The sequence below is a fragment of the Neobacillus sp. NPDC093127 genome (genome assembly GCF_044754175.1).
Lineage (GTDB): Bacteria > Bacillota > Bacilli > Bacillales > Cytobacillaceae > Neobacillus.
This window is the reverse complement of sequence record NZ_JBIVOP010000023.1, coordinates 77137-83321: the sequence shown is the minus strand read 5'-3', so window position 1 is coordinate 83321 and position 6185 is coordinate 77137. Positions and strand designations below refer to the sequence as shown.

Sequence of the window (6185 nt, the reverse complement as noted above, 5' to 3'; positions counted from 1 at the left end):
GAACTTCAAAAAAATGGATATAGGAAGTTCTACTTAAGTTCGGTCTTTTTTATAAAATATTTACTCTTGACCTAATTGCCATTATACGCTGACCCACTGGCCTTGCATAAAAGTAAGTAAATTGAATAAAACCAAAAATTTTACATCCACCTTTTGTTATCAATGGAAAAAAGGAGAATAGGGTATCGAATAGACCTTGTTCCCTTTTTTTCCTTATTAATAATTTCCTAGTTTTCTTTCACTTTTTCTTTTTTCCTTCTTAACTTTCTCCTTCACCAAGGCAACAGTTCCAAACGACGGTTTTTTCTTTTCTATTGGGATAGGAACCTTTTGTCTCCCATTTGATTTTTTCGTTTTCCTGTTTAGTTCCTTCAATATTTCTTTGCCTGGCAAATATAAATAAGTTCGTAATATCCGGAAAAATATCCAAGGTGTTTTTTGGGACTCTGTTTGGAGTTTTATAATGAGAGAAACCCCGAACGCGATAAGCGCCAAGAACATTTGATTCCAAATGCCTTGCGGCTTTGTGCTCCAGATTTTAGTGAACTTTAGATGACCTTTGATCCACTTGAAGAATAACTCAATCAGCCAGCGGTTTTTATAGATTTCTAATATCTGTTGGTCTGTCAAATCAAATCTGGTAGTAAGGATTCGATAAGTACGGTCCTTTTCATCTACAAATTCAACATATCGGACCGGTACATAGGAAACCCCAAAATTCACCTTTGCATCTCGTTTTATAGATGGGTGAGTTGGCTTGTACTCTTCCAATGAATAAAGAACTAGGTTCTTGGTTATGCGGGTCACAAATGAAATTTCCTTTTCCAGCCAAGATGTCAGATTCTTTTTGGAAGGGTATCCTCTATCCATTACATAGGTGCAATCATTTTCCTCAACGAGGAAATCGGAACTTTCAAAATCGCTAACAGTGCCAGTAGATGGGACAATTTTTTCCGGAAAGGCAACATCCTTAGAAACCACAACTAGTCGTGTATGCATTTTTACTGCATTATGTCCTTTTGAAATGAATGCCCAATCGCATAGGTTTTCTGGCAATCGAATTTCAGTAGAATCTACTATACTTAGCCTGCCGATTTCCTTTGAAACCCCATTATAACCTTGGGTAAGAGTGTGGATTTTATTAACTACTTTTTCAAACATTTTTTTGGCCATTTCTGTAGGCAAATCGTTGATTCGACGGCTTAACTGGGAACCGCTGATCTCTTTAATATCTAGCTCTTTCTTTAAATCGGGATGTGCTCTTAGTTTTTCTTCCATTTCACTGTAAGAACTCCATTGATCAAGCTGAGCAGCCACAAAAGTTTTTAGCAATGATTTTGTAGTTAATTTCTTCCCATAATCAATCAGGGGGCATTCAAAATCTTCAGTTGGAAGAATCCTTAGGCATTGACAAATTAGCTTTGCTCGGCCTATACTTTTTTTATTCATGTTTAAACTCCTTTGTAGAAGACTTGTTTGTTTAGGGAACAAAACAAGGTCAACAACTTCTACAATAGGAGTTTTTTTATTTTCTGTAAATACTTAATTTTGAAAATATGGAATTATTTTAAATCAATGCAAGGCCAGTGGGTCTGACTCTATATCCCTGAAGTTTGAAATAAAATAGAAAATGGCATCAGCAAAAGAACTATAGATTGTTGTGATTATAATATTGAGAAATTCGTTAAACTATTGAAGCTCTTCTCGAAATAGAAAATTAATAATTTAAAATAATATCGAATTCTTGTGCTCAGTCCCCCAGTGAATTATAGCTTTAACGTGGTGAATGGACTCTTAATTCAATGATATACGAAAGTGCTTGCGATATGGATAGATTGCTATCATCAAAATTTACCTATATACGCCTATTGATATTTAATGATAGTTTATTTAAACTAGCCAAAGAAGTGCCCGAGAAATGTTTGGCTACGTTACTTATGACATTACCGACACTTGGATTTTTTTACAATCTTTAGGATAGTAATCTTTGAGATGAAGAGTCCATTTCTCGTAACCACTTGGTATAATTGAATTTCGGGTTGTTTGGAGAGAAATAATTAATAATCTAGGGACAACTTTTTCTTTTTTTTCTAAATATTAAAATGTGATATTTAGATCTTGATCTTTTCAGTAAAATGTTGTATAATAGAGAAAAGGGAAAGGGTGTTCGTATATGGAAAATTCTAAAATTAAAGTTATCGAATTATTCGCAGGTGTTGGCGGCTTCCGTTTAGGGTTAGAAAAAGCGAACCCCGAATTATTTGAAGTGGTTTGGGGAAATCAGTGGGAGCCTTCTCGTAAAGCACAAGACGCATTCGAATGTTATAAACATAATTTTGATACTGGTATGCATTCAAATGAAGATATAACTAAAGTTTCTGATGAAACCTTTGTTGATTTAGAACCAAATTTAATCGTTGGTGGTTTCCCGTGCCAAGACTATTCTGTAGCACGAACTTTATCCGGAGAAAAAGGTATCCAAGGTAAAAAGGGAGTTTTATTTTGGGAGATTAAACGGGTAATTGAGAATACACATCCTAAATATGTGCTTTTAGAAAATGTAGATCGACTTTTAAAGTCACCTTCATCACAGCGAGGTAGAGACTTTGCTGTGATGTTAGCGACGTTTAGAGATTTAGATTATACTGTAGAATGGCGAGTAATAAATGCTGCTGAATATGGATTTGCTCAGAGAAGAAGGCGAATATTTATCTTTGCATACAAAAACGGTATCGCTTTTGAACAGAAACAAAATAATTATTCTGAAAATGATATTGTTTTTAAAGAAGGTTTCTTTGCTAAACCATTTCCAGTTGAAAATGAACCCTACAATGGTAGAGTAGCTACTATTTCCTTGCCAACTGATATTGTATCCATATCCGATCATTTCTCATTCGGTTTCTATTCAGCTGGATATATGAAAGATGGAACTGCATTCACCACTCAAGTTATTCCAATAGAAGAAAAACCAACAACATTACGTGATATCCTTCAGGATGAATCTGAAGTAGATGAAAAATTCTATTTATCAGACTCGACTATTGAAAAGTTTGCATATCTACGTGGACCGAAGAAAATTGAAAGAAAGACTGCAGAGGGACATGTCTATCAATTTTCTGAAGGTGGGATGTCTCCGACTGATGATTTGGACAAGCCGGGTAGAACAATGTTAACAAGTGAAGGTTCAACAAACCGAAGCACTCATATTATTGAGGTAAATGGTCGTAAACGATTCTTGACTCCTTTAGAATGTGAACGACTTAATGGATTTGATGATAATTGGACAAGTATTATGTCTGACCGTATGAGATATTTTTGCATGGGTAATGCATTGGTGGTTGGATTAATTGAGCGCATGGGAAAAAGAATTGAAGAAATTGAAAAAATAAATATCCAAACTGACGTTCAATTAGAATTGTCTTTGCAAAGCTGATACCTTGAGTACCAGCTTTTTTCTTTACGTGGTAAAATATTGTTAATTAACGAGATTTCTTGAGGGGGCACATCGATGGTATATGAAACGGAAGAAGTACTTCTATATAAAGCAAAAGAAGCAGAAGGTAAAACCTTTGGTGAGATTGATCAAACTGGAAGAATTTCAAATCCTAAATCCAAAGGACAACTCGGACAAATAATCGAAGAGAGCTATTTTGGTTATAAAGTAAATTCCAAGTCAGAGGCTGATTTTGCGGAACTAGGTATTGAATTAAAGGTTACGCCTCTTAAACAGAATAAAAATAAAACCATTTCTGCAAAAGAAAGATTGGTCTTAAGTATCATCAACTATCATAAAGAAGTTCTCAATTCTTTTGAAACCTCGAGTTTTTGGACTAAGAATCAAAAGATTTTACTGATGTTTTATCAATGGATTCCTGAGGTTCACCGTTCCGAGTATCAAGTGCTTAAAAGCCATCTATTAACTTTTAGTGAAGAAGATTTACATATTATCAAGAAAGATTGGGAATTTATAACAAACAAAATCAAAATGGGTAAAGCACATGAACTTTCTGAAGCCGATACCATATATTTAGCTGCATGTACGAAGGGCAAGAACAAAGATTCATTAAGAACTCAACCATTTAGCCCTATCCTCGCAATGCAAAGAGCATATAGCTTAAAAGCTAGTTATATAACTGGCGTTGCAAGAAAAATACTTACAAACAAAGATATGGTTTCAATTACAAATGGGCAAGAATTAAAAAGTAAAACTCTTGAAGAAATACTTCACGATAGATTCCTTCCCTATGTAGGGAAACCACTTACACAAATTGCAAATGAGAATAGGATTAAGATAAATAAATCTAAAAGTTTTGTTCCTGATTTTGTTAGTGCGTTGTTAGGGATAAAAGGAACAAAACTTGATGACATTGAAGAATTCTCAAAGGCAAATATTCAATTCAAAACAATTCGTCTAGAACCGAATGGAATACCACGTGAACATATGTCGTTTAAAAATCTGAATTTTATGGAGTGGGTTATAGAAGAATGGGAAGATAGTTGGTTAAAGAATTACTTTGAACAAACTAAATTTCTTTTTGTTATTTTTGAGTTTAGAGAAACGGAAAAAGAAAATAAAGACCGTGAATTATTTTTTAAAGGCATAAAATTATGGAATATGCCTATTTCAGTAATTCAAGAGCGATTAAAAAATTTCTATTATAGTCTTCAACAGCAACTGGTTTCTGGCGTTCAAATTGAAATTGTACTGAAGGGGAAAAAAACTGTGGCAAAGAATAATTTACCTTCCGCAGGGACTAATGGACTTTGTCATATTCGTCCCAAAGGGAAAAATGGACAAGACAAGACCCTTTTACCAGATGGACAAATGATTGCAAAACAAGCATTTTGGCTGGATAAGGATTATATTGCTTCAGTAACTAATTGCGAGGGGATTAGTTGATGGCTGGCTATATTTTTACACTCGATAATATTAATTCATTAAATGAAATTATATTAAACCAAGTTTATAGTACAAATTTGAATATTCCTCAATCGAATAGATGGTTAACACATCATGAAGGTACCTTTACTGATTATCTTTCCATGACTGAGGGAGATAATGTTTACTTTTTTATAAAGAGAAAAATATATGGTGTAGGTAAACTTATTAATATCAATGGTGAATGTAAGCACTTAAATTTCCCTGGTGCGGATATTCCAATTACAGAAGATTTTTTAGACCTAAAAGACAAAATGATTCTGAATAAGTCGACATTTTACCTTGGAAATCGATTTATTTGCACATAAGAAAGTGCACCACACTTTTTTACAAATGGGATTGATATGGACGATGTGCTCGCTTCGAATCCAGAAGCGTTTAAAATGTTACGTGTACTATGGAAATTGTCATTTATTAAAATTGATGATGTTGAAAATAAGGCATTATATGACATTATTCTCAAAACGAATGAAAATGAAATTGCTAAACCACAAAATATTTTTATTACTTCAGATAGCGTACATACTCGAATGAATAAGATAGTAGATCAAACATACACAGTAAACGCCAAAAATATTTTAAGCTTGGCTTCTGACGGTAATAAAATCAGACATGAAATGGCTATTGAAGCTGGAGTAGTAGATTATATTAAAAATACACCTAATGGAGTTTTTGGGAAATGGGATTATTTATCGCACCAAGTGGTAGCTTCACCCTTCAAACCTGTAGATTATATGGATAAAATGGATGTTTTCGGTTATCGATTCATCCCTTCATTCTCAACTATTTCCAAATATCTAACAATTGAAATTAAAAAAGATGTTGCAGATACAGAAGTAATTAACCAATTAATGAAGTACGTTGACTGGATAAATCAAGAATATAGCTATGGTGATTACTCGATGATTGAAGCATTTATAGTTGCTCAAGATTTTCCAGACGAGGTAGTAAGTTTAAAAGAAGAAGTCGGAAAACGCACTTTTGTTAAAGGACGTCGTCCAGCTGTTACAATGTACTGGTCAAATTTAAGATTAATAAAATATGTTTATAATGAACAGGATAAAAATCTTGAATTTATTGAAGTGGGAATATAGTATGATGAAGTTTCTAAAAGTTAATGACAAGGGACAAAACCCTTGTCCCAACAGCTAGAAAAGAAAAAGAGATGAAATTATTTTAAAACTAATAGGGCTGAATGGTGTTATAGTTAGACAATTATAAAGAATTTTGTTGGGTTTTAATGTTA

5 protein-coding genes are annotated in these 6185 nt (G+C 33.5%); 4 read left to right on the top strand and 1 reads right to left on the bottom strand.

The window, feature by feature from the left end:
* Nucleotides 1-216: 216 nt before the first annotated feature.
* Nucleotides 217-1449, bottom strand: coding sequence for an IS4 family transposase (locus ACIQCO_RS23600; RefSeq protein ID WP_400433534.1), 1233 nt, complete (start codon nucleotides 1447-1449; stop codon nucleotides 217-219).
* Between the two features lie 724 nt (nucleotides 1450-2173).
* Here ACIQCO_RS23600 and dcm point away from each other — a divergent pair.
* From dcm to ACIQCO_RS23580, 4 genes are all read left to right on the top strand, one after another.
* Nucleotides 2174-3433 (top strand): DNA (cytosine-5-)-methyltransferase, encoded by a 1260-nt coding sequence (gene dcm, locus ACIQCO_RS23595; RefSeq protein WP_400433531.1) that lies wholly within the window; start codon nucleotides 2174-2176, stop codon nucleotides 3431-3433.
* A 75-nt stretch (nucleotides 3434-3508) separates the two neighbouring features.
* Nucleotides 3509-4900, top strand: a complete 1392-nt coding sequence (locus ACIQCO_RS23590) for a Sau3AI family type II restriction endonuclease (RefSeq protein ID WP_400433528.1) — start codon at nucleotides 3509-3511, stop codon at nucleotides 4898-4900.
* The gene (locus ACIQCO_RS23585) at nucleotides 4900-5247 is read left to right on the top strand and encodes a hypothetical protein (protein WP_400433525.1); all 348 of its coding nucleotides are present in this window, start codon (nucleotides 4900-4902) and stop codon (nucleotides 5245-5247) included. The genes ACIQCO_RS23590 and ACIQCO_RS23585 overlap by 1 nt, the downstream gene beginning before the upstream one ends.
* Nucleotides 5248-5322: 75 nt before the next feature.
* Complete coding sequence (locus ACIQCO_RS23580; RefSeq protein ID WP_400433522.1) at nucleotides 5323-6033, top strand: PDDEXK family nuclease; 711 nt, start codon at nucleotides 5323-5325, stop codon at nucleotides 6031-6033.
* Nucleotides 6034-6185: the final 152 nt, after the last annotated feature.

Coding starts and splice junctions, on each gene's coding strand:
- ACIQCO_RS23590 (WP_400433528.1), top strand. CDS start 3,509: ATGGTATATGAAACGGAAGAAGTACTTCTATATAAAGCAAAAGAAGCA.
- dcm (WP_400433531.1), top strand. CDS start 2,174: ATGGAAAATTCTAAAATTAAAGTTATCGAATTATTCGCAGGTGTTGGC.
- ACIQCO_RS23580 (WP_400433522.1), top strand. CDS start 5,323: ATGTTACGTGTACTATGGAAATTGTCATTTATTAAAATTGATGATGTT.
- ACIQCO_RS23600 (WP_400433534.1), bottom strand. CDS start 1,449: ATGAATAAAAAAAGTATAGGCCGAGCAAAGCTAATTTGTCAATGCCTA.
- ACIQCO_RS23585 (WP_400433525.1), top strand. CDS start 4,900: ATGGCTGGCTATATTTTTACACTCGATAATATTAATTCATTAAATGAA.